Source organism: Atopobium sp. oral taxon 416, assembly GCF_018128285.1.
Lineage (GTDB): Bacteria > Actinomycetota > Coriobacteriia > Coriobacteriales > Atopobiaceae > Olsenella_L.
Map to the genome: position 1 here is coordinate 1,357,461 of NZ_CP072380.1, position 22,476 is coordinate 1,379,936.

Below are 22,476 nucleotides of genomic sequence, written 5' to 3' on the forward strand. Positions count from 1 at the left end.
CCTGTATCTCCTAAGCCGCAAGCCCCAAGCTGTGCCTGTATTGGAGCGGGCTTATGCTTGCGAGTGACATTTTCTGGCACTTCTCGTTGCATCAGACGATATATTTGTCTATCTTTGCCTCCAGCTCATCCAGCGTGGCGGCTGACCAGCCCCTTCCATAGAGCATCTCGCTCTTCATGGTCCCAAAGAACCCATTACAGTGGGAGAGCCAGCCCCTGGGGGACTTCTTAAAGCTTTAGGGTTTTCGACAATGAAGTACCTGCGGATTCCCTAACCTTATAGATGGCCCTGAAAGGGGCTGCTGGCTAACCTTCCCCGGATAGCCGTGTACCCCTGCCTCTTACGAAGGCCCGGGGAGTGTTGCTGCTAAGGGATGGTGGTCTGTCTGAGAACGGCTGATAGGGATGTGCCTCACGATAAGCAGGGTAGTGTGGATGCTGCCCCTCAGACACGCTGGCCTGCCGGCAAAAGAGGAGATGACCACCATGGAGCGCAAGCAGAAAGACTGGTTCGGGCCGCAGCGCTTCTATCTCGGAATAGATGTGGGAAGGCCATTTCACTGGGCAGTGGGCCTGAAACTGGGTGGCACCATCGCGATCAGCCGCAGGCAGGACAGGTGCCAGGAGAACATCGAGGCTCTGCTCGACGAGGCGGGAGAGGGTGCCCTGGTCAATTGTGGACCAGAAGAACAACATCGGCTCGCTTATCGTGTACAGGTGGTGCGCGAAAAGGATCGATGTTAGATACCTTCCGAGGAAGGCGATGAAGTACGCCTGGGAGATGTTTCCCGGGACGGCCAAGAGTGACCGAACAGATACCGAGGCCATCGCGCAGATGGGCATAGGCGGCAGGACGGCCATCAGGCCCATAGCCGAGACCGACGACCTCAGCACCTGCGTATCGCTGCTGTCCTTACAGCTCTTATATGCCACGAGGCGCTCCGGCCTGCAACAGGCTCCATGCGGTGCTGCTTAAGTCCGAGCCGCCGTGCAGCTCTCGAGCGCATGGCAGCTCGCGGCCATAGCCGACGGAGGGGCGACAGGGCTTGCCGCTGCAGGCAGGAGACACTACTGCACGCTGTGCGCGAGGCATGGCGTCTCCGCCCGGGCAAGGGATGCCTTCTGGAAGCTGTCCCACGCTCCCCCCACGTCCTTCCATCCCGATGCGAAGGACATGCTGGCAAGCAGCCTTGCCAGGGAGATCCTTGCGGCCGATTCCGAGAGGGCGGAGTTCTCCGCCGAGCTGGGCCGCCTGCTCCAGGACGATAAGACCTACCGCTGCCTGCTCACCATCCCGGGGATAGGCCCCAAGAGTGCCTCGGCGCTCGCCACTTCGATCGCCACCTCGCTCTTTCCTAAGAGACAGCAAGCTCGCCGCATACTGCGGCCTTACTCCCGCAGACCATGACTGCAGGTCCTCCATCAGGTCGCAGAAGAGCGCCCATAAAGGCAACAAGGCCCTCAAGAACCTCTTTATACTCAGCTGCAACTCCCTTGTGGGGACGAAGAACCGCTTCGGGAAGCACTACGATGCTTGGCATCGCAAGGGGCATGAGGCACAGCAAGGCGCTCAAGGCAGTGGCCCGCAAGAGGCTTTGCGTGATCTATGCGGTGATGCGCGATGGGGTGCTGTATGTGGATCCGCCGGCAGGCGATGTAGAAAAGTCACCTGCTACGGCTTGACAGAACTATAGGGACACCCCCCCCAGCAAACCATAATGTCCTCGCGCTTCTCGATGCTAAGATGGCTGTAGCGGTCCCTGCCTGCCTCCAAGATGGTATCTTCGCAAGTACCATCTTAGGTCGTGCATGGGTCGCTACCTCGTAATTAGTTGTTGCACTTAGAATGTGGATTCGCCCTGTAAAGAGATATGGTTAGCAGAAGGCCTCCCGCGCTCAGCGTGGGAGGCCTTTGTAATAGCTCGGTTCTACGTCTGGGTGGAACTACTGGCGGTTGCGACCATAGGCTTGGGCCATGCCGCTCCAGGGAGTGACGTCCTCAACAGGGGTCTCATCCCAGGCTTTGAGGATCTCAGGATCTACGAACTCGCGGCGTACGATAACCTCGCCGCCGTAAAGGTGGAACCAGTCGGCGGAGGCGATCAGATAACCGTCTTTTCCCTGATCCTTGCCCCAGGAGTTTTCGATCCTCCAGGCTTTCGGAGCGCCGTTCTCGTTGAGTTCAACGCCCTCAAATGTCATTGCATGTGTGAGAGAGGTCTCACGCATATCGATCATTGAGGCGCGGTCCATCTTGAACTCGACGTTGAAGAGGCCATCGAGGTCTATACCGTCAGTGGAGAGGATGTACTTGTAGTCCTCGATGTGGCGCGGGAACTGCTGCATTACGTCGCAGGAGAAGCTGACCGGCACACCGGCCTTGAGCGATGCGATGGCTGTCTTGTCGAGCTCCTCTGACTTCACATTGAGCAGGTGGTTCGGCTTGCCGTCGACGACGGAGTCGGTAAGCGTCAGGTGGTAGGCGTGGCCGTAGGGGCGGGCGTCTCCCGGCATGGAGACCAGGTCGACATAGTCGTTTGGGTCAAACGGGGCGTAGTGGCTCGCGAACTCGAGTGGGGTGATATCGAAATCACGCAGGATGCGCTTGGGCTTGCTATCTTTGGCGTCCTCGTGCTCAGGCTTTGGGGTGACCTCCTGGATCTTGGATTCTTCAGCCTTGCAGTTGGGTCCTACCTCGACCTCGAGGTCGAATTTCGCAGGGGGCTCGCCTAAGCAGATAGCGAGGACACGGTAGACCTCGTCCAGCATGTCGCCCTTTTGGGACTCGAGGAGCTCTTCGCTGGCACCGTCTTTGTAAGCTTTGCGCAGGATCCCGGCGTCACGGTGAAGTAGACGGTTGAGCTGTGCGTCCATCTCAGAGGAGTTCTTGGAGGCTGCAGTCTCGGGCATTGCGGATTTTGGGACCAAGCCCCACTTGGAGATTAAGTTCATCGCGAAGCTGTAGTAGCCGCCATCGGACATCCCATTGTCTAAGATCTCGCAGACGCTGCGGTCGTCGTAGGGGAGGTCTTTGGTCTCAATGATGCGTTCGAGCATCGCGTTGGCTTTCTCAAGCTTGTCATAGAACATGCCATAGGCCTGGCTGAACTCGAAGGTGTCGACGTCTAGATAGTCCATCGCGGCGTGGCGGGCGACGTTGAAGGCGCTGAACATCCAGCAGCGGCCACTCTGGCGCTGGTTGGTGATGTCGCCGGTCTTAGAGATGGAAATCCCGTAAGTGTCGTGGTAGGTGCGCATCACGGAGGTGTCACGGGCGGCCTGCATAACGTTGGTGGCGGTCACCGCGTTGCGGGCGATGTGGTTGGCACGGCTCTCCTGAAACTCTTGGTTCTGTTGCGCCGCCCAGTCGGGATCAAGTGCTTTCCCCATAGTTCTTCGCTCAAATCCTTTCGTATGCCGAATGTTTTGTTGTTGTGCTTAATCTGAAAGCGCCAGTGAGCCCATCGGATCCCACGGCTGTAGCACTGTCGGTTTCTCAGTCTCAAAAATATGGCGCTCTTCCTCGGTCAGGTATTTCTTATCGATGACGACCTGATAAACGTACTCGTCAAACCAGGGGTTGGTCAGGGTATCGAAGCCGTTGCGGCCGTGGTCCTTGCCCCAGGAGTTCTCGATCTTCCACAGAGTCGGCTGACCGTCCGAATCGAATCTCACGCCTTCGATCACCATCGCGTGGGTCATCAGACTCTCGCCGTAGTCAAGGCGCGCGGCCTTGTCGAGGCAGGTCTCCACCGGGAAGCCGAAGAGGGAATCAACGTCCACCGCGGCGGTGTCCATGATACCGTCAGTGGTAAGATAGCTCTGCATAACGTCAGAGCCGAACCAGACCGGCAGGTTGTCCTTGAGCTGGGCGATCGCGACGCGCTTGAGCTCTTCGGCCTCGAGGTTCAGATACTTGACGCCGCCGGCTTCCACGACGTTGCCGAGTCTGCTCACCGTATAGGTGTGCATGAAAGGCTTGTCTTTGGTAGGGGCAGAGATGAGCGAGATATAGTCGTCGAGGTTCATGCCGACGGCCTTGTCAAAGAACTCCTGCGGGGTGAAGGTACCACTCAGGACAAGCTTGTCGTCCTTGTCGTGCAGGCGCACCTCAAAGGACGCAGGAGGCTCACCTAAACAGGTGACGAGAATGTGGTAGACATCCTCGAGCATGGCCTTCTTCTGAGCGCGGAGATCGTCCGCTGATTTGCCCTGCTCGGCTGCGTCGCGTAGCTGCTTGGCGGTGCCGCGCAGGTAGCGGGTGAGGTACATGTCGAGCTCACGGGTGTTCTTGGAGCAGGCAGTCTCAGGCATAGCCTCTTTGGGGACGACGCCGTACTTCTTTACCAAAGCCTTGAACATGTCCCACTGGCCACCGTCGCCGATCGGGTCGGTAAGGAGGTAGGAGACTAAGCGACCGTTGAGGGGCTCCTTAACGGTGTCGATAATGTTCTCTAAGAACCAATTGCTCTTCTCGAGCTTGTCCCAGAAGAGAGGATAGGCCTGTGAGAGCTCAAAGGTCTTGAGGTTGAACTTCTTGATGGAGCGATAGCGCATGGTGTTTAGTGATGCGAACATCCAACAGCGGCCGGAGTGCATCTGGTCGGTGCGCTCGCCCTGGGTGAGGTCGATATCGAAGTCAAGGGAGTTCTTTGCCACAGCCTCCGGGACGCGTGCGGCGGAACGGATACCTTGTGAGGTTACGGCATTCTTCGCCACGATATCGGCGCGCTCGGAGAAGAAGCTGTCTTTCGACCTCTCCAGATCCTGCGCGCTGATTGACGTATCAGGTGTCATAGTGATCCTTTCTATAATTGACCTCTACAAGCATATCAGACAAGAGCCTTAAAATACCGGTGAGTCAACAAGCCCACAGCTTGCGGTATGCTTAAGAGTCCGCTTTGATTGTTGCTGTAAGGATCTGTCCTATGACTATGCCGAAAACGCTTTCCCCTGGCCTGTTGCCTGCCTATGCCATGCGGGTGCTCTCCGCTCTTGAAGATGCAGGCTGGGAAGCCTGGATTGTCGGTGGTTGGGTCAGGGATGCCCTGCGAGGGGACCCGGCGCACGATGTGGACATGGCATCAAACGCACCCTGGAAGAAAAGCGAACAAGCACTACGTGAAGCAGGCATCGACGTGCATGAAACCGGGACTGCCCACGGAACCATCACCGCGGTGGTCGACGATAAACCGATCGAGATCACGACCTACCGCACTGAAAGCACCTACTCAGACTTCCGGCATCCGGATTCGGTCACTTTTGTCGACACGATCGAGCAAGACCTCTCAAGGCGTGATTTTACGATTAACGCGATGGCCTGGCATCCGATACGGGGACTCAAAGACCCCTTTGGGGGGAGAAAAGACCTTGCAGCGGGGATTATCCGTGCCGTGGGGGATCCACAGAAGCGGTTCCACGAGGATGCCCTCAGAATCCTTAGGGCGGTACGGTTTGCCGCTCGCTACAGCTTTGTGATCGATCCGGAGACGCAGCAAGCCCTTGAGAAATGCTCCGGTGAGCTTGCCCTCATCGCCTCAGAACGTATCGGACAGGAACTGAACAGGATCCTTGAGAGCAAACGGTTGGGATGGGCCCTGAAGTACGAGCGCATCGTGCTGCGTGCGGCAGTGTCTGAGCTTGCCAAACTCTCGAAACAGCAGTGGGAGGAGCTCTGTGAAGAGGCCTCCCTCATAGAAGCTCTCGCAGGAGGGCTCTGCCCTCAGACGCTTCGTTGGGCTGCCCTGTTCTCTCAGAATACGGTCAAGGAGGCGCAGAATGCGCTCAAGCGGATGGCACAGCGGACTGAAGTGGTGGCGGGTGTCGAGGCACTCCTCATGGAGAATGAAGCTGCTGCAGACCTGCTTGAAAGAAAATCAGTGACGCGTGAGAAGGTGCTCAACCTGGTCAGTGAGCTTGAACGGATGTCAAAGGGATCCGGCTTCCCGCTGAGTTTTCAACTGGTTGAGCTGTGGCAGGCGCGCTCGATTGTGGAGCGCTGGACGGATGAACGCCGAAGAAATATTGCCACCATAAAGACACTGCTCACTGAGCTGTGTGCAGAGAAGCTTCCGCTGAAGCCGGCTGAGCTTGTCCTCTCTGGGTGTGAAGCGATGGAGCTCCTGAAGCTTGAACCCGGACCTAAGGTCGGTAATGTTATGAATGAGATTCTCCATCAGGTGACGGCCGGAGCTGTTTCGAACAATCACGACGAACTGGTCAGCTTCGTTCGCAATCATGCTGCAGAGCTGACAGATTAGTTGAGATACTTGATCAGCAGGTAGTCGATCTGAGGGTCGTCTCCCACCTGGTAAATATGCTGGCTGATGCGCTTAAAGCCTTTTTTGCGATAGAAGTGTTGGGCAGGGATATTGTGCTCGTAGACGCCGAGCCACATGGCGGATTTGTATTTTGCGCGGGCAATGGACTCGGCTTTATCGTAGAGCAGGTTCCCCAAGCCCTGGTGTTGATAGGGGGCATCCAGATAGATACGTTCCAACTCTAGTGCATTCCTGGCGATGTGCTCTGTTTGGGCCGATCCCACATTCACTTTGAGGTAGCCGGCAACGGCACTATTGACGAGCAGAAAGAAAAATTTGCTCTCCGGATTTTCAATTTCCTTACGCAAGACGTTGGTATCGTATTTGGTATCGAGGAAGCGGGCCATATCATCCGGAGCGATCACCGCATCGAAGGTCCTCTTGAAGGTGACGCGGGAGATCCTCCGAAGCGGTGCAATATCGTCAGCCGTGACCGCTCTGATCTCCGTCTTCGTGACTTAAGCCCCCTAAGTCTCAAGGTTTAAAAGAAACCCCGCTTTGAGCGGGGTTGTACGTTTGGTAGCCCGTAGCAGGTTCGAACTGCTGATCTCCGCCTTGAGAGGGCGGCGTCCTAGACCGCTAGACGAACGGGCCATATGGCTGAGATAGAGAGAGTCGAACTCCCATTGACGGAACCAGAATCCGCTGTCCTACCATTAGACGATATCTCAATGCACTACTCATGCGCCTTTTCAGGTGCGGCTTAGTAATATAACTGAGGGGGGAGATTTGTGCAAGCGACGATTTGTATAATATCGAAAATTCTGCGCAAGAGCCGTCCTTCATCACATTCTCCCCATAGTCTCACCCGAAGTTTTCGGTCTTTTCTGATTTTTATCCGATGGAAACCCCTACGGGTCATAATTTAAGACACTTACAGTGTGCTTGATAGCAAGAGCACCACGATATGAGAGGAGTCGTGACCGATGCCGAACGCGCGCAAGCGGGCACACGTCAATCAAAGGCCGAGAGGAAATACGTACAGATCCCCATCCCCTCAGAAGATCGGTGCGGATGAGAACAAGAGCCGTGCCGCCAAAGGCATGCTCTTTATCATTGCAGTCGTGGGCATCTATGTCCTCTACCTTGTGATTAGCGGGCAGATGGGCACGTTTCTCGATTCGATGCACCACGTCTCAACCCCGTGGATCATTGGGGCAATCATCTGCTACTGCCTCTACTACGTGGCAGGCGTCTCTTCCTATGCGGTGGCGGTATGGCTCGACCATGACTCTCCGGTTGGCATCCGTGACCTGATGAGCGTGGAGGCCTCCGGTGCTTTCTTCGGCAACCTGACCCCAGCGCAGATCGGATCGGCTCCTGCACAGATCCTGCGTCTCACCAATGCGGGCTTGGATGCAGGTGAGGCGACGGGTACCCAGCTGACCCGTGCGCTTATGCTCCAAATAGCTTCAGTTACCTACAGCCTCATCGTCCTGCTGATCGGATTCATTTCATTCCGCGCCATCTACGGCAATCTGATCTTCCTGGCGCTCGTCGCCTGGGTGATCGGCTTCCTGATGATCTTTGCTCAGATCGCAGTGTGCGTCTTTCCGAACCAAGTGATGAAATTCGGTAACGCTGCAGTGAAGACCTTAAGCAAGCGGGGTTGGCTCAAGAACTACTCGACTGCCTACAACTTCGTGAACAATGAGGTAGGGGAGCTCTCTGCAGCCTTCCAGCGCGCGACGCAGTCCCACCAGGGTCTCTTCGTTACACTCGTTATCGACTTCATTCAGCTGACTCTGCTCTACATGATTCCTTGGTTCATCGCGAATGCTTTTGGATGTGACATCAATCCGATCGTCTCCCTCGAGCTCTGTGCCCTGGTCCAGATGGTCGGTGCGGCAGTGCCCCTGCCGGGCGGTACCGGCGGCGTCGACTTGGCCTGGAACATCTTCTTTGGTCCTACCTTTGGGAGCCTGACGATGGCAGGATTCATCATGTGGCGTTTCATAGCCTACATCGGTCCGATCTTCTTGGCGATCCCGTTTCTCAACCTGCATTCCCACTCAACCCAGTCGCTCTATCAGCGCTGGAACGACATCACACACGGCGTGAAGTCAAAGGAATCCCCATTTAAGTAGTCTGAGTGGTGCAGACTAGGGAAACGATGATTAATTCGGCTCGATGAGATCGCTGGGGCCACACGCTGTATGCCATCGGCTTAAAATGTCTTGAACCACACAGTGCCCATACCCACATAGATACCTATCTGTCTTCTGGATATGGTATAGCTACATCCACGTATTCCTGCATATCCAAAAGGAAGATATGAGCAGCCAGATGAGCTGTTAAGACCTTAAATCCTAAGGTCTAAGGAGAAAGACCAGACGAGAGGCACACCTGGAGCGGATGGATGCGATCGTTGTGTGGGATAGCTGGATTGCACTGGTAGATACCAGCTACCATAGACAGGCTCTTGTCAGGCATGTGCGCGCTGCAAAGACGATGCTTTAGGATGTATCTGCTGCAGGCTATGTTTGCTCTCTTAAGACGAGGGAACTTAAAGATGCTATCCTGGATTGCCACTCCTGGCAGCGCTTCTGTGCACGTAGACCTCATGCAGGCGCAGGTGCCAGATGCGACGACACTTGCGAAGATGCGCCATAGCCTTAAAGCGGCAGGGATCACGGCGCGGGGTGGCTCCATGGTGGATGTGACCTTCACCTGGGCCCTAAAGCTCCACGAAGAACAAGGACCACACACGTAACCCTTAAAGCGCACCAGTCCAAGAAAAGGGGAGCCTGGCGTATCGGATACAAGGCACATATTGGCGTAGACGCTGGCAGCGGCCTTGTGCATGCTGTAGAGACGACCGCTTAGAATGTATCCGACATATCCTGTGGCACATGCACTCGTTAAGGGAAGATGACAGGTTCTGCTGCGCAGACTTTAGGCTATAGAGGTATAGCGAAGCGCCCTTAAGGTCACAGCAGACCCACACCTCTCATCTATGCGCTAAAGTGTTGCAAGGAAGCCTTCGACTAGAGAGGGCCTTGCCTGTGCACTCTTGTCCAAGAAGGGTATCGAGTCCAGGAAGGCATCCGGCCGCTCAAAGGCAGAAGCACCCTTCCTTATCGTGAAGCGGCGCTTCGACCCCTTAAGGAAGCGCTACAGGAGGATAGAGAAGATGCCTGCACACTCAAGTCTGCCTCGCCCGTACAAACCTTACCCATGTGCATCTTTTGCCGGCAGGCTGCACCTCCCGGCTCCCAGCGTCGCTTGATCTGTCTTGGAGCCTTATTGCGGTGCATGGGGCAGGACAAATGCCAGGATAGCGGCTCTTGCACGTGCTGGATGAGCATTCTTCCCTGCCTTCCCCGCATACCGGCCTAGAAAAGTCGTGTGGTCGGTCCCCTCTAACACGTTATGGGGCATTAATCATCGTTTCCCTAGAAATGCAGTCTGTATTTGTGGCAGAGCTGACAGGCGGTGGGGGTGGCGGCGAGGCCACCCCGGGCGGTTTCCCTCAGGGATTCCGGTAAGGATTGTCCTGTCTCACGCATTGCGTCGACTACCTCGTCGAAGGGGATAGGGCCACACACGTTTGCCTGAGCGAGCTGCGCGGCATTGAAGGCGATTGCGATGCCGGCGGCATTACGCTGCTGGCAGGGATATTCCACTAGGCCCATCACGGGGTCACAGACTAACCCCTCCAAATTCGTGATCGCGATCGAGGCGGCGTTCAAAGCTTGCTGAGGGGTTCCACCTTGGAGCTCAATGAGTCCCGCAGCTGCCATTGCGGCAGCGGTACCCACCTCAGCCTGACAGCCTCCTTCGGCACCTGCGATCGAGGCATTCTGAGCGATCAGAAGGCCGATAGCAGCGGCACACCAGAGCGCACGGGCAAGTGCTCCGTCATCAACTTCAAGCGTCTCCTGAGCCGCAAGCAGGACGCCGGGGACGACCCCGGCGGCACCCGCAGTCGGAGCCGCAACAATCACGCCCATCGAGGCAGAGCGTTCAATCGTTGCCATGCGTATGCCATCGAGCGCCTCTGTGTCGCGCTGATGAACGGCGTAGGGGTTTCCGCGACGCGCTTGGCTTCCCCGTAGAGAAAGCCTCCCAGGGAATGCTCAGGCTGCTCAAGGGCCTCATGGGTTTCGGCGCGCATCGTATCGATGATGTTCTTCATCAGCTGATCGGGGATTTTCTTGCTAGAGCGCAGCTTCTGTTCCCGCAGCCGCATCATTCCGGCGATGCTCATCTGTTTGTTGCGGCAAAGCTCCATAAGCCGATCGGCGCTTGCAAAGTCATATTTGAGGTTGACCCTAAGCTTGAGGGGCATTGCGCCAGGAATATTGACGAGGCTTGCGAACTGTACATGAAGCACCTCTTCACAGGCAGCCACCACCTCCTGCGAAGCCGGTTCATCGGTCTCAAAGATGGTATACGCCTCACCTCCGGGCTGCTTTCTGAAGGTGCGCATTGTCGCGATGTTGAGGTGCTCCTTTGCCAAGATTGCCGTCAAAGCAGAGAGTACGCCTGGGGTATCGGTGTGCGCCACGAAGAGGGTCGGGTAGTCCCCGGTGATCTTCACGACGACCCCATTGATTTCAGAGATCGAGATGCGGCCCCCGCCTAGGGATTCGCCGCACACTTCCAGGTTCCTGCCGGTAGTAGTATGCATCGCGAGGGACACCGTGTTGGGGTGGGGTTTGGCCCCGTCTCGTCCTTCGTGGATCTTAAAGGTGAGGCCTGCTCGTATCGCCAAGTCCAGCGAATCCTTCACCCGGGTATCGTCCGGTGCAAGACCCAACAGCCCTGCAATGAGCGCTCTTACGGTGCCGTGCCCGAGATGCGTTCTGGCGAAGGAGTTGTAGAGGATGATATCGACTGACTGTAAGTAAGGGAGCACCTGCCAGTGAGCGGGCGGTTAGGGCGATACGCACCGCCCCTGCGGTATGGGAAGAGGAGGGGCCGACCATAGTGGGGCCGACGATCTCAAATGCAGAGGTGTGCATAACTCAGTGTCCTTTCATGTGTGTTGAATTCCTTCCAAGCCTATGGGACAGTGTGTGCCTTGTCTAGGATTGTTCGGCCAACATAAGATCGCTATGAAAAAGCCCGGTACACCGAGGTATACCAGGCTTTAAAACAATGCTGTAGTCGTTGCTTATTGGGCAAGCGGCATCGCATTGTCGATGCGGGCAAGGGCACAGGGCTTGCCGAGCAGCTCCAGGGACTCACCCATCGGAGGGGAGACCTGGTTGCCGCAGACCGCGACACGAAGTGCTCCGTAGAACTTGCGCTTGGAGGTGTCGAGTTGGTCAGGGAGCGGCGCCAATGCAGCGTTGATCTGCTCTGCGTGCCAGTTCTCCTCGCTTACGCTCTCGAGCGCCCGCTTTGCGGCGGTCAGATAGGACTTGGTGTTGGGCTTCACGATGTTTCTCTTGACGGACTTTTCGTCCAACTCAATAACGTTGCCGACATAGAGGAAGCGGCTCTTGTCGATTACATCGGGCATCACGACAGTGCGGGGCTTAAGGACGCTCGCTAAGATCTCATACCACGTGTGCTCGTGCAGGGTGGAATTCTCAGGCTCGAGCTTGGCGCTCCTGAGCTCCGGAATCAGGATCTTGTCGGCGAATTCACTATCGCTCATTGCCATAATATAGGTCTGGTTGATCGAGTTGAGCTTCTTGATATCGAACGTGGCAGGATTCTTGCTCACGTGGTCAAGCGAGAACTCTGAGGCTAAGGTCTTGCGTGGCACGATCGTGGTCGAGCCGTCCGGGGACCAACCGAGCAGTGCCAGGTAGTTCACGAAGGCGTCGGAGAGGTAGCCCGCATCGCGGTACTCCTCTACCGAGGTAGCGCCGTGGCGCTTGGAGAGCTTCTTGCCGTCCGGGCCTAAGATCATCGAGATGTGCGCAAAGGTGGGCACCGGCCTGTCGAGCGCCTCGTACACCATCATCTGTCTGGGGGTATTGGAGAGGTGGTCGTCGCCGCGGATCACATGGGTGATCCCCATCATCGAGTCGTCCACCACCGTAGCGAAGTTGTAGGTTGGGGTCCCGTCAGAGCGAAAGATGATAAAGTCGTCGAGCTCATTGGCCTTGAAGACCACGTCGCCGTGGATTACGTCGTGGGCCACAACGTCCCCGCGGTCCAGCGGTACCTTGATGCGGATCGTGTGTGACTCTCCGTTATCGACGCGCGCCTGGGCAACCTCAGGCGGAATGTTCCGGCAGGTTCTGGGATAGCCCTGGAAGGGGTCGTGGCGCTCCTGGGCAGCTTTTTTATCAGCTGCCAATTTCTCAGGAGAGCAGAAGCAGTAGTAGGCTTTGCCCTCTTTTACAAGCTGATGGGCGGCCTTCTTATAGATCTCGAGCCGGTCGGTCTGCTTGTAGGGGCCAAAGTCGCCGCCGACCTCGGGTCCCTCGTCCCAGTCGAGCCCGAGCCACCTCATCGCGCGCAGAATGACCCGCGTATTCTCTTCAGTGGAGCGAGTGGGGTCAGTGTCGTCGATTCTCAGGATGAAGGTGCCGTGGTTGGCACGGGCAAAAGCCCAGTTGAAAATCGCGGTACGGGCGCCGCCCACATGGAGTTTTCCCGTTGGGGACGGGGCAAAGCGGACGCGTACCAAACGCTTGTCATCACTCACGAACGAGGCTGCCTTTCTTACAAGGGTGATGCACACAGGATCTGTGCATCAGTGTGGACAATGAATTCATTGTGCCAGTATAGATAAACGCGGAGGCACTGCCCAATCGGTAGCTACAGTTTGTTCACATAAGAAGGCCTGAGATCATGCGTGCCCTGAGCAGTTTTCCCGGCCTACAGAGCATGGACTGACCTGCAGATATGTATGTAAGTTACTTACAATATTTGGGAAAATTGACTTCGGTTCAAAAGATAAATGCCGGTTAAATATGCAAACAACTGCATAGATGTAAATTTCGATATTTTCAGTCAAAATTATAGTTCAGCATGCTATAGTGGAAAACACAGCTGGTGCCTCCTGGCACCATATATCTTTAAGGGGTCTTTCACATATGGCAGAATTGGCGCACAGTGCGACCGGAGACGTGGCCGTCGGCGTGATGATGGAGATGCACAACGCATTGCAGGCCAGAATAAAACAGAGAAAAGAGTCAAATACGGCCGGCTCCCGCATGAAAACGCGCAAAAGTACCCGGACCCGGCAGCGGATCATTGAGGCAGCTCGTGAGATCATCTACGAGCGCGGCAGCATCGATTTCCAGATGAGCGAGGTGGCGGAGCGCTGCAACATGTCAAAGGGCGCCCTCTACTACTACTTCAAGGACCGCTCTCAGATCGTGAGCGTAATCGATGATTCGATCGGCGATGATATAATTAACTGTCTCGAGGAGGCCGTGGTCCACAATGATACAACGATCAAAGCCTTAAAAGAGCTCTGTGACGCCTTCTCCGATGCCCTAACCAAGAATACGACCGGGTTCTCGGCGCTGCTCTCTGAGTTCTTCCACAAGGGCTATCAGATGATTGACGATGTCGACTCCCGCTACAGCCAGATGATCTTCTTCACGAACTACCTGATCGAGCAAGGCAAGGATCAGGGTGTGATCGAGAAGAGCCTCGACTCATCGCTCATCGCCAACTCCGTGATCGGCGTCTTCATGTTCGCCGCTATGTCATACTTGAACGACCGCGGCAAGATGGACCGTGAGGAATTCTCCCGACAGCTGATGCACATCATCTTGCAAGGGGTCTCCCTGAAAGATGTGGATGTCGACAGGGAACTCCAACAGAATTCCTGATTCTGTCGTGGGGAAGCCCTCTATTGTCGTGATGCTGTGAAGACTGAGTAAAAGCCTTCACAGCTTATTTTTTTGAACTACATTTAAAAAAGTGTCTGCGCGGTGGTGTAATGTATTACCGCACAAATCGCTCGTCGAGAGGCACCGCATGCAAAGGTGCAGTGCTTAAGAGCCGAGGGACCGAGCCCGATGACGCTCCGGCAACCCGCCTCATACGCGTAGAGGAAGGGTGCCAATTCTCGGCAGGCTTAGAGCCTGGAAGACGGGGACAATATGTGTGTCGCTCATAAAGTCCCCTGGAAAGAAGGGGGCTTTTTTCATGAAGCTCCGAACATAGGATCGAGGGAAAGCGAGGAGTGTAATGTCGCACAAGAATTACCTATTCACCTCTGAGTCCGTGACTGAGGGCCATCCTGACAAGATGTGCGACCAGATCTCGGATGCAATCGTCGACGCGATTTTCGCAAAAGAGGCTGAGCTGCAGAAGCAGGGCTATGTGGATGCTCAGGGCCACAGGGCTGACGTGAACAACGTCCGCTGCGCTATTGAGACCTTCACCACGACCGGTACCATTGTCGTTATGGGCGAAGTCAGAACCGAGGCCTACGTCGACGTACAGCAGATCGTCCGTGACACGGTAGCCAAGATCGGCTACACCCGCGCCAAGTACGGCTTCGACGCTGAGACCTGCGGTGTGATGAACCTGATCCACTCCCAGTCCCCGGATATCGCCCAGGGCGTTGATGGTACTTTTGCTCGCGCCAATGAGGACGAGATCGACAAGATTGGCGCCGGCGATCAGGGCATGATGTTCGGCTACGCTTCCGACGAGACTGACGTGCTGATGCCAATGCCGATCTACTTGGCACATCGTCTGGCAGAGCGCCTGGCCTTCATGAGAAAGAGCGGCTCCCTCACATACCTACGTCCGGATGGCAAGACCCAGGTCACCGTCCGCTACGAGGATGACAAGCCGGTTGAGGTAACCGCAATCGTCGTCTCCACGCAGCATGCGGCAGATGTCGCGCTCTCACAGGTGCGTGAGGATATGATCGAGCACGTGATCCGTCCGGTCTTGGACGAGGTTGGCATCAAGTGGGATGACGCTACCATCTACGTGAACCCGACCGGCCGCTTTGTTGTCGGCGGACCTATGGGCGATACCGGCCTGACCGGCCGCAAGATCATCGTCGACACCTACGGCGGCATGGGCCGTCACGGCGGTGGCTGCTTCTCCGGCAAGGATCCTACCAAGGTTGATCGCTCCGCTGCCTATGCAGCACGTTGGGTCGCTAAGAACGTCGTGGCTGCCGGCTTGGCACACCGCTGCGAGATCGAGCTTGCCTACGCAATCGGCATTCCGCAGCCGCTGTCCATCATGGCTGACACCTTCGGTACCGCTGAGGTGGACGACGATATCATCGAGAAGGCCGTCGAGAAGGTCTTCGACCTGCGTCCGGGTGCGATCATCCGCGACCTCAAGCTGCGCCGCCCGATCTACCAGAAGACCGCGGCCTATGGCCACTTCGGTCGTAAGGATCCGGACTTCACCTGGGAGAACACTGACAGAGTCGATGAGCTCAAGAAGGCTGTCGCTGAGCTTCAGTAAGCCTGTTTGCTCGAATAGAGTGGTACTGTAATAAAGCCAGTGGGGATACGATGTCCTCACTGGCTTTGATTGTGTTGAGAGGGGAGCGTATATGATCTTTGTGAGTGTCGTCGTCGATATCCCCACCCGTGCGCTCTTAGCCCCCTTTGACTATGCAGTGGAGGATCGGCTGCTCACGACCGAGAAGGTGCGGCAGGATCCTGCGCGCTATCTGATTGGCATGACAGTTCTCGTACCGTTCTCAAGGCGGCGTGCCGTGGGCTATGTGATGGACGTACACAGAGAACCTCCTGAGGGGCTTGCCCTCAACAAGATCAAATCGATCGACGCAATCTTGGCGCCCTCCGCCTTCGATGAAAGGTCCGCTCAATTAGCGTTCTGGATTGCGGAAAAGTATGCCTGTCCGGTGTGTGAGGCGGTTCGCCTCTTTTTGGCTCCGGGGCAGACCGTAAAAGTGAAGAAGGTGGAGGATGGTTCGTGGGAGTTGGTCCAGCGCTCTGCGGGGCCGCTCGATGTCCGTTGGGTCGGGCTCACCGATCAGGCTGTCTCTTTCAAGCCCCGTCCGCAGGCTTCCAAGCAGCGTGGGGTGCTGTGGGCACTCTCTGACGGCGCGGTGCGCCTCGTGGAGCTCAATGCTCTTCTGCCGGGGGCTTCACAGGCCGTGAAGACCTTGGAAAAATATGGGGTGGTACGGGTTTGGAACCGGCGTGAGTTCAGAAGCCTCGAGACCACGACCTTAAGCTCTGCACGCTCGGTTAGACCTGAGCATTTGACTCAGGGACAGCAGCAGGCACTGAAGGCGATTCAGGAAGCTTGCGCTGCAGCCCAGGGAGATGTCGTGCTGCTCGACGGAGTCACCAGCTCCGGCAAGACTGAGGTATATCTTGAGGCGATCGAACAGGCCCTCAGGGAAGGCAAAGGGGCGATTGTACTCGTCCCGGAGATCGCGCTGACCGCGCAGACGGTGGGGCGGTTCCGCTCCCGTTTTGGGGAGCAGGTGGCACTGTTGCATTCGCGCCTCTCGGTCGGTGAGCGCTTCGACCAGTGGGACCTCGTGAGACAGGGGAAGGCTCGGGTCGTCGTGGGCGCCCGCTCTGCGCTCTTTGCTCCGGTTCACAACCTCGGGCTTGTAATCATCGACGAGGAGCATGAGACTTCCTACAAACAGGATTCAGCGCCTCGCTACCACGCGCGTGAGGTGGCGGCGCAGTTGGTCAAGCTCAACCATGCCGCACTTGTCTTAGGTTCGGCGACGCCTTCGCTGGAGAGCCTCACCCGCTGTGAGCAAGGTACGTTCAATGGCGTCCGCTGGACGCGTGTTCCGATGCCCGAGCGTCCGGGCAGGGCTACCTTGCCCGAGGTTCATATTGTCGATATGCGCCAGGAATTCACCAGTGGCCATCGCTCAATCTTTTCGAAGCGTCTGCAGGATGCGCTGCTCTCAACGGTGGAGCACCACCACAAGGCAGTGCTGCTGTTGAACCGCCGCGGCTTTGCGAACTTCCTGATGTGTCGGGAGTGCGGCTGCGTCCCACAGTGCCCACACTGCAATACTGCGCTGACCTATCATGAGCGCACCCATTCACTTGTGTGCCACAGCTGTGGAAGAAGCTGGCCTATCAGGGCCTATCCGGATCCTACGACGCGATGTCCCAACTGTGGGAGCAGGTATCTGGCGCAGTTCGGTGTAGGAACCCAACGGGTGGAGGATGAGCTCAAGAACCTGCTGCCTGATACCTTGATCATCCGCATGGATGCGGATACTACCAAAGGCAAGGGAGACCACCGGCGGCTCCTGGAGGAATTCGATGCAGCCCCTACCGCAGTGCTGATCGGTACCCAGATGATTGCAAAGGGGCTCGACTTCCCGGAAGTGACGCTCGTCGGTGTAATCAATGCGGACACGACACTGAAGCTGCCGGATTTCCGGGCCTCTGAGCGGACCTACGATCTGCTGGAACAGGTGGCGGGCCGGGCAGGCCGTGGAGAGGAAGCCGGTCAAGTCATTATCCAAACCTACTGGGCCACGGATCCGGCGATCCAGGCGGTCAAGACCCACGACCGCAGGTCCTATGTCGCCTCAGAGCTCGAGGAGCGCAGAGAGGCCAACTATCCGCCCTATACTCGTCTCACCAACGTCCTTGTGTGGGGGAAGTATAAGAATCAGATCACGCAGGTGATCAACGCGATTGCCTCAGAAGTCAGAAAGAAACTCTCTGGCCGATCCGGATGGTATGTCCTGGGACCCGCGGGCTGTGTGAAGTCAAAGATCCAGGACCGCTACCGCATGCATATCATTGTCAAATCCCCGCTCGATGCGGAGGTGGGACAATTGATCGCCCCGATTGTGAACGACCTGAAGAAACCCCGTGGGGTTAACGTGGCGATCGATGTGGACGCCTATGACCTGATGTAGCGGTTTGGGTACGATATAGAGGATACCCCTGAAGGATCTATGAATGAGAGGTTCTATGCCCTGCAAGGAAAAACTCTTGAACGATATTGTCGTATCTCCCGATGAGCGCCTGCAGCAGGAGTGCAGCCTGATCGATGTCGCTAACATCGGCAGGGAGACAAAAAAAGTTGCCAAGCGCATGCTGGACGATATGTATGCGGCGGACGGCTGTGGCCTGGCAGGCCCACAGGTTGGCGTAATGAAGCAGATTGTCGTTATCGACGTCACGCTCGAGCAGAACAAGCCCTACGTGTTGATCAACCCGAAGGTTATCACTGCGGACGGCCCGGTGCGCACCACCGGAGAAGGCTGCCTCTCTTTCCCAGGCATCACGGTCGATGTGGAGCGGCCGAGCCACGTGATCGTACATGCCTACGACCTCAAGGGGAACCTGATGCAGTATGAGGCTACGGAGGATCTCATGGCGGTATGCCTGCAGCATGAGATCGATCATCTGCACGGGATTACGATGCTCGACCATCTGACCCCTGCCAACAAGATTAAGGCGCTACAGGAGTACCAGATCGCTCTGGCAAACGGCGCCCGTCCGGGAGAGATTGGGGAATAGATGCGTGTTGTCTTTATGGGAACCCCAGATTTCGCGGTTCCCTCACTAGTGGCGCTCAGCCATGCTTTCGATGTAGTGCTGACATTAACCAGACCGGACACGGTGCGTTCCCGCGGCAAGAAGCTGGAGCCCTCACCGGTTAAAGCAGAGGCCCTCAAAGAGAACATTCCGGTGCTCGAGACCAGAAGGATTACGCCGCAGGTACTGGATCAGTTCAAAGGTGCGAAACCAGATGTGATCTGCGTCGCAGCGTTCGGCGCGATCCTGCCGGACGCAATCTTCCCGATCGCACGGTTGGGTTGCCTCAACGTGCATGCCTCCCTGTTGCCGCGCTGGCGTGGGGCTGCCCCGATTCAGCGGGCCATCCTCGCGGGGGATGAACGTGCGGGCGTCTCCATCATGCGCATCGCTCATGACCTGGATGCCGGAGCCTACTGCAGGCAGGTGTCCACGGTGATCGGAGAGAAATCCGACGCGGTGCTCACCCAGGAGTTGGCATGCCTCGGTGCCTGTGAGTTAGTCAGCGCAATCAACGATCTCGACGAGGGGAAGGCGACCTGGACTGAGCAGGATGCCTCAAAGGTGACGCTTGCCACGAAGATCAAGAAGCAGGAGATGCACCTCAACCCTAAGGACAATGCAATAACCAATGCACGGAAGGTGCAGGCTTCCAGCGATGCGGCTCCCGCCCGGATGTTGCTTGCCGGAAAAGGTACCCGTATCACGAAAGTTCATGTCTCTGACAAAACGATTGCTGCAGGCACGGTGCGTGTGGAAGACGACCAACTCTATCTCGGCTGTAGGAATGAAACCAGCCTTGAAGTCTTGAACCTGAAGAGCGATGGAAAAAAGGAACTGGAGACGAAGGTTTGGCTGCAGGGGCAGCATCAGCTTCCGACTGAATGGGCAAGTCTTTCGTGAGCGGTAAGAAGAGATCCTCTGCGATAGCACCGGCACGTAGGGCCGCACTTGAGGCAATCCGTGAGCAACGGCTCAGGTCCGCACATATGCGCGATCTGTTGCGGTCTTCCAAGGCCTTTGCGGCACTGTCTGCACGGGATAGAGCGCTTGCTACACGGCTTGCACTCGGCGTTGTCGCTACCAAAGGGGAACTGCAGCGGGTCCTGAAGTCCCATCTCAGATCCAAATCCCATATAGAGCCTAAGGTGGGCGATGCGCTTGAACTCGCAACCTATGAACTGTTGTTTCTCGATACTCCGGTGCCGGTTGCGGTGAGTCAGGGCGTCGAGCTGGTGGGCAGTGTGAGCCCCCGTGCACGGGGGCTGGCTAATGCTGTGTTGTACAAGGTTACCCAGATCGATAGGCCACAGCATAAAGAGCTCCAAGAGAAGCTCCTGAACACGCAGAGTACCCTGAGCGATCAAGAGCTCGGTTGGGCGATCGGTTGCCCCACCTGGCTTGTCGCGCGTATCAGAAGTGCTCATGGAGATCAGGCTGTGAGGAACTTTATGCAGGCACAGATGGAACCTGCGCCGGTCTTTGTGGCAGGCAATCTGGGGCTCCATACAGTACAGGAGACAGAAAATCTTCTTTCTCAAGCTAAGCTGATGCCTCACGTGTGCGAACTACCCAACTGCTATGCTCTTGGGCGCCCTCAGAGACTCTCTACAAGCGGTTTAGTGCAGACAGGAGAGATCATCCCATGCGACGCCTCAGCACAGTGTGTAGCGCTCCTCTGCGCCCCTCAGTCCGGAGTATCCTTTCTCGAAGTCGGACAGGGGAGAGGCACCAAGACGGAGCTCTTCCTCAATGATCGGCTGATGCTACAGACGAACCAATCCCTGGCATCAGAATCAGATATCCCATTCATCGGAATTGATTCCGAAGCATTCAAAGTCAAGGTTTCCCGAGAGCGCTTAAAGTACGGCTGGGAGGGGCAGACGAAGAGCTTTGCCGTCGATGGACTGAAGCTTGTAGATACAGAAGACTGCCCTAAAGAGCTGCAGGGGAAGTTCGACGAAGTGTTCGTGGATGCCCCTTGCTCAGGAACCGGAACTTTGCGCAGACACCCTGAAATCGTGTGGGGGCTTGATCCTAAGTCGCTTGATCGCAAACAGACAGATTCTCTGCCACAGTTACAGATTGCTTTATTGAATGTGGCTGCTACACGTGTCAAGTGCGGTGGGCTCCTGTGTTACGCCACGTGCTCGGTATTCAAGGAAGAAGACGAAGCGATTGTCAAAGAGTTCCTTGCAAGCGATGTGGGAAAGCACTTTGAAGTCGAGTCAGTGCTGAAGGCGCCGGGCGTGGTACTGCTCGATGAGGCAGGGAAGCAAGAGCTGAATAAATGGGTCACACCGGAAGGTTGCTTTGCCTGCTTGCCGTCGTTCAATGGTCCCGACGGGCATTTCTGCATACGCCTGAGGAACGTGCAGAACTAATAATCAATCTAACAGTCAACAATTCTGTTGATGCTGAAATCGATTAATGCTGAGCTTCTCGCTTGTATTGAATGTCACTCAGCACTAAATGTCGCAAAATCCGGTTCATCTTAGGCCATCTATCTACATTTCCTTTCACCCGGCGGATTAGCATTCTAAGTGCAACAGGATGACCCGCTGGATGCAGGTGTGGCACACTCCGGAAGGCTACGATGTTGGTTGTCTCGTCAACGTCGCAAGCTAGAAGGAATGTGCCACTACAAGCATCTCAAGCCTACAGGAGAGGGACTGCATAGCCAAGCTGTGTGGCACAAGGGAAGGTCAATTGCCTATATCGCGGCAGAGATCGGCAGGGACAGCTCCAGCATCTGCCACAAGCTCAAGAGGAACGGCCGCTACGGACGCTTTAGGGCATGTACTGCCCAAAAGGAGGGCGGATGAGCGCCACAGGAAATGCAGGGCGAAAAGGCGGCTTTCAGACCCTGCGCTTACGCAGAAGGTGCGCTTACTCATCATGGACAGACACTGGTCCCTGGAGGAGATAGACGACATCTCAGGCTCGAGGGTGGCGGCAGGTGCACCGTTGAGCCTGCCGACTATTCTTACCGGCAGGTCCATAGCCGCCCTCGACCTGTCGGGATCCGGCCCGCAAGGCAAGATGCGGCGCCACCTGCGCAGGAAGGGGCCTAAGATCAGGGGCAAGATCGAGATCTTACACACCGTAAAGGAAAGGCCCAAGAGGCCGATGCGAGGTCTCGCCTCGGAGAGGGGGCAGACGACACGCTCGTGGCAGCGGACCCGTGTGCCTGCTCGTGCTTGCCGACAGGGCAGTGAGGCTGCTTGCCGCGAGAAGATGCCATCACGACAGCGGAAGCGTCTCTAAGGCCGCCTTCGGGCTTTTGCAGGGACGTCCCCTTAAGACGCTCACTTCCGGATAGGGGCAAGCAGTTCGCAGGGCATGCAGGGTTCACAAAGGCCTTGGGAGGTGTACAGTTCTACTTCTGCGACCCTCACCATCTATGGCAGAAGCTAACAGTTAAGAACACCAACGGGCTCCTGCGCAAGTTCTTCCCCTAAGAGCACAGACTTCAGCAAGGTCACAAACGAGGAGGTCCGGTATGCGGTGGAGCTGATCTGCGACAGGACGAGGAAGGTCCTGAAATATAGGACAGCCAACGAGGTCTTTAGGGAGATGGTGCACTCAGCTTGACAATCTGCCCCCTGAAAAGATACACGAGCCAATTTAGATATGACTGCAGGTTGTCCATTCTCATGCCGATGAAACGATAGATGTATCTCTTAAGCCAGGAACACATGTTATTGATCAGTGCCATATTCTCCAGATAGTTCTTATCCTTCTCATTAGCAATGTATG

Annotated in this window: 24 protein-coding genes, 2 tRNA genes and 1 pseudogene; 18 read left to right on the forward strand and 9 right to left on the reverse strand. The window is 56.4% G+C overall.

The window, feature by feature from the left end; all coding sequences use genetic code 11:
- Positions 1 to 91: 91 nt before the first annotated feature.
- A pseudogene (locus J4859_RS17640) lies at positions 92 to 181 on the reverse strand (hypothetical protein); the annotation flags it as partial.
- 304 nt (positions 182 to 485) lie between these two features.
- Between J4859_RS17640 and J4859_RS07260 the strand changes: the two are divergent.
- From J4859_RS07260 to J4859_RS17645, 4 genes are read left to right on the forward strand one after another with little or no spacing between them, the layout of a single operon-like run.
- The gene (locus tag J4859_RS07260; RefSeq protein WP_212334713.1) at positions 486 to 743 is read left to right on the forward strand and encodes a hypothetical protein; all 258 of its coding nucleotides are present in this window, start codon (positions 486 to 488) and stop codon (positions 741 to 743) included.
- Positions 709 to 975 carry an IS110 family transposase gene (locus J4859_RS07265; RefSeq protein WP_249113807.1) on the forward strand — a complete coding sequence of 89 codons (267 nt, stop codon included), beginning with the start codon at positions 709 to 711 and terminating at the stop codon, positions 973 to 975. The genes J4859_RS07260 and J4859_RS07265 overlap by 35 nt, the downstream gene beginning before the upstream one ends.
- Before the next feature lie 12 nt (positions 976 to 987).
- Entirely contained in the window at positions 988 to 1,407 is a 420-nt protein-coding gene (locus tag J4859_RS07270; RefSeq protein ID WP_212335477.1) for a hypothetical protein, read from the forward strand.
- A complete protein-coding gene (locus J4859_RS17645; RefSeq protein WP_212334717.1) occupies positions 1,313 to 1,693 on the forward strand; it encodes a transposase in 381 nt (126 codons plus the stop codon). The genes J4859_RS07270 and J4859_RS17645 overlap by 95 nt, the downstream gene beginning before the upstream one ends.
- A gap of 250 nt (positions 1,694 to 1,943) precedes the next feature.
- On the opposite strand, the gene J4859_RS07280 is transcribed toward J4859_RS17645, so the two are convergent.
- Together J4859_RS07280 and J4859_RS07285 are read right to left on the reverse strand one after the other, a co-directional pair.
- Positions 1,944 to 3,389, reverse strand: a complete 1,446-nt coding sequence (locus J4859_RS07280) for an aminopeptidase C (protein ID WP_212334719.1) — start codon at positions 3,387 to 3,389, stop codon at positions 1,944 to 1,946.
- A gap of 48 nt (positions 3,390 to 3,437) precedes the next feature.
- Entirely contained in the window at positions 3,438 to 4,796 is a 1,359-nt protein-coding gene (locus J4859_RS07285; RefSeq protein WP_212334721.1) for an aminopeptidase C, read from the reverse strand.
- A gap of 131 nt (positions 4,797 to 4,927) precedes the next feature.
- Between J4859_RS07285 and J4859_RS07290 the strand changes: the two genes are divergently transcribed.
- On the forward strand, positions 4,928 to 6,259 hold the full coding sequence (locus J4859_RS07290) for a CCA tRNA nucleotidyltransferase (protein ID WP_212334723.1): 1,332 nt from the start codon (positions 4,928 to 4,930) through the stop codon (positions 6,257 to 6,259).
- On the opposite strand, the gene J4859_RS07295 is transcribed toward J4859_RS07290, so the two are convergent.
- The 3 genes from J4859_RS07295 to J4859_RS07305 all read right to left on the reverse strand — a co-directional run bounded on the left by J4859_RS07295 (position 6,256) and on the right by J4859_RS07305 (position 6,990).
- Complete coding sequence (locus J4859_RS07295; protein ID WP_212334726.1) at positions 6,256 to 6,684, reverse strand: GNAT family N-acetyltransferase; 429 nt, start codon at positions 6,682 to 6,684, stop codon at positions 6,256 to 6,258. The two genes, J4859_RS07290 and J4859_RS07295, sit on opposite strands and share 4 nt — an antisense overlap.
- Positions 6,685 to 6,836: 152 nt before the next feature.
- Positions 6,837 to 6,913 (reverse strand) — tRNA-Glu (locus J4859_RS07300).
- Between the two features lie 3 nt (positions 6,914 to 6,916).
- Positions 6,917 to 6,990 (reverse strand) — tRNA-Gln (locus J4859_RS07305).
- A gap of 255 nt (positions 6,991 to 7,245) precedes the next feature.
- Between J4859_RS07305 and J4859_RS07310 the strand changes: the two genes are divergently transcribed.
- The 4 genes from J4859_RS07310 to J4859_RS07320 all read left to right on the forward strand — a co-directional run bounded on the left by J4859_RS07310 (position 7,246) and on the right by J4859_RS07320 (position 9,548).
- Positions 7,246 to 8,406: a lysylphosphatidylglycerol synthase transmembrane domain-containing protein gene (locus tag J4859_RS07310; protein ID WP_212334728.1), complete on the forward strand. Its 1,161-nt coding sequence runs from the start codon at positions 7,246 to 7,248 to the stop codon at positions 8,404 to 8,406.
- 461 nt (positions 8,407 to 8,867) lie between these two features.
- A complete protein-coding gene (locus J4859_RS07315; protein ID WP_212334729.1) occupies positions 8,868 to 9,032 on the forward strand; it encodes a hypothetical protein in 165 nt (54 codons plus the stop codon).
- Positions 8,990 to 9,145, forward strand: a complete 156-nt coding sequence (locus J4859_RS16200) for a transposase (protein ID WP_371812237.1) — start codon at positions 8,990 to 8,992, stop codon at positions 9,143 to 9,145. Before J4859_RS07315 ends, J4859_RS16200 begins: the two co-directional genes overlap by 43 nt.
- Before the next feature lie 187 nt (positions 9,146 to 9,332).
- Complete coding sequence (locus J4859_RS07320) at positions 9,333 to 9,548, forward strand: hypothetical protein (RefSeq protein ID WP_212334731.1); 216 nt, start codon at positions 9,333 to 9,335, stop codon at positions 9,546 to 9,548.
- Positions 9,549 to 9,714: 166 nt separating this feature from the next.
- Here J4859_RS07320 and J4859_RS16205 read toward each other — a convergent pair whose 3' ends face one another.
- From J4859_RS16205 to gltX, 3 genes are all read right to left on the reverse strand, one after another.
- Positions 9,715 to 10,299 (reverse strand): L-serine ammonia-lyase, iron-sulfur-dependent, subunit beta, encoded by a 585-nt coding sequence (locus J4859_RS16205; RefSeq protein WP_249113792.1) that lies wholly within the window; start codon positions 10,297 to 10,299, stop codon positions 9,715 to 9,717.
- The gene (locus tag J4859_RS16210; protein WP_249113793.1) at positions 10,263 to 11,180 is read right to left on the reverse strand and encodes an ACT domain-containing protein; all 918 of its coding nucleotides are present in this window, start codon (positions 11,178 to 11,180) and stop codon (positions 10,263 to 10,265) included. Before J4859_RS16210 ends, J4859_RS16205 begins: the two co-directional genes overlap by 37 nt.
- Before the next feature lie 258 nt (positions 11,181 to 11,438).
- Positions 11,439 to 12,929 (reverse strand): glutamate--tRNA ligase, encoded by a 1,491-nt coding sequence (gene gltX, locus J4859_RS07330; RefSeq protein ID WP_212334733.1) that lies wholly within the window; start codon positions 12,927 to 12,929, stop codon positions 11,439 to 11,441.
- Positions 12,930 to 13,320: 391 nt separating this feature from the next.
- Between gltX and J4859_RS07335 the strand changes: the two genes are divergently transcribed.
- The 9 genes from J4859_RS07335 to J4859_RS07375 all read left to right on the forward strand — a co-directional run bounded on the left by J4859_RS07335 (position 13,321) and on the right by J4859_RS07375 (position 22,178).
- Entirely contained in the window at positions 13,321 to 14,067 is a 747-nt protein-coding gene (locus J4859_RS07335; protein WP_212334735.1) for a TetR/AcrR family transcriptional regulator, read from the forward strand.
- A 361-nt stretch (positions 14,068 to 14,428) separates the two neighbouring features.
- Positions 14,429 to 15,676: a methionine adenosyltransferase gene (gene metK / locus J4859_RS07340; protein ID WP_212334737.1), complete on the forward strand. Its 1,248-nt coding sequence runs from the start codon at positions 14,429 to 14,431 to the stop codon at positions 15,674 to 15,676.
- A 91-nt stretch (positions 15,677 to 15,767) separates the two neighbouring features.
- Positions 15,768 to 18,092: a primosomal protein N' gene (gene priA / locus J4859_RS07345; protein WP_212334739.1), complete on the forward strand. Its 2,325-nt coding sequence runs from the start codon at positions 15,768 to 15,770 to the stop codon at positions 18,090 to 18,092.
- A gap of 55 nt (positions 18,093 to 18,147) precedes the next feature.
- Complete coding sequence (gene def, locus J4859_RS07350; RefSeq protein WP_212334741.1) at positions 18,148 to 18,699, forward strand: peptide deformylase; 552 nt, start codon at positions 18,148 to 18,150, stop codon at positions 18,697 to 18,699.
- On the forward strand, positions 18,700 to 19,620 hold the full coding sequence (gene fmt, locus J4859_RS07355) for a methionyl-tRNA formyltransferase (RefSeq protein ID WP_212334743.1): 921 nt from the start codon (positions 18,700 to 18,702) through the stop codon (positions 19,618 to 19,620).
- Positions 19,617 to 21,101 carry an RsmB/NOP family class I SAM-dependent RNA methyltransferase gene (locus J4859_RS07360; RefSeq protein WP_212334745.1) on the forward strand — a complete coding sequence of 495 codons (1,485 nt, stop codon included), beginning with the start codon at positions 19,617 to 19,619 and terminating at the stop codon, positions 21,099 to 21,101. The genes fmt and J4859_RS07360 overlap by 4 nt, the downstream gene beginning before the upstream one ends.
- 249 nt (positions 21,102 to 21,350) lie before the next feature.
- Positions 21,351 to 21,542, forward strand: a complete 192-nt coding sequence (locus J4859_RS07365) for a helix-turn-helix domain-containing protein (protein WP_212334752.1) — start codon at positions 21,351 to 21,353, stop codon at positions 21,540 to 21,542.
- Positions 21,543 to 21,615: 73 nt separating this feature from the next.
- Complete coding sequence (locus J4859_RS07370) at positions 21,616 to 21,984, forward strand: hypothetical protein (protein WP_212334754.1); 369 nt, start codon at positions 21,616 to 21,618, stop codon at positions 21,982 to 21,984.
- Entirely contained in the window at positions 21,942 to 22,178 is a 237-nt protein-coding gene (locus tag J4859_RS07375) for a hypothetical protein (RefSeq protein WP_212334756.1), read from the forward strand. The genes J4859_RS07370 and J4859_RS07375 overlap by 43 nt, the downstream gene beginning before the upstream one ends.
- The last annotated feature ends 298 nt before the right edge of the window (positions 22,179 to 22,476 follow it).